We start from the raw sequence: 554 nt of genomic DNA on the forward strand, positions 1-554 counted from the left end.
ATGTAGTTCGAGCCGAGATTGGTCGAGATCGTGTTGTTGATGTCCTCGAAGGTGACGCCGAAGGCGCCGGCCTTTTCCCGATCGATCACGAGATTGACCACGCCGGCCTCGGGCAGGCCCTCGACATAGACCTTCTGAAGCACAGCGCTTGCATTGGCCTCCGCGATCAACTGATCGGCGGCGCGCATCAAGGCCGGATAACCCTTCTGCCCGCGGTCCTGGAGGCGGAACGAGAAGCCCGAGGAATTGCCGAGATTGTCGATCGGCGGCGGCTGCAGCGCGGAGATTTTTGCGTCGCGGATCGACGACGACAGATCGCGGTTGATGTCGGCAACGATAGCCGCGGCCGAGTCCTTCGGCCCGCGCTCCGACCAGTCCTTCAGGGTGATGAAGGCCTGCGCGGTGTTCGTGCCCTGGCCGGAGAAGCTGAAGCCGGTGAGGAAGGTGACGTTGTCGACGCCCGGGCGCTGCGCCAGATATTTTTCCACTTTCTCGATCACCGCCTCGGTCCGGCCATAGGACGAATCCGACGGCGTCTGCACGTCGGTGGTGAC

1 protein-coding gene is annotated in these 554 nt (G+C 63.0%); it reads right to left on the minus strand.

Annotated elements, in window-relative coordinates; genetic code table 11:
* Positions 1-554: efflux RND transporter permease subunit (locus AC0L27_RS41170; protein WP_473323825.1), on the minus strand; the 554-nt coding region annotated here is incomplete at both ends.

The sequence above is a fragment of the Bradyrhizobium sp. Ken51 genome, from assembly GCF_055807435.1.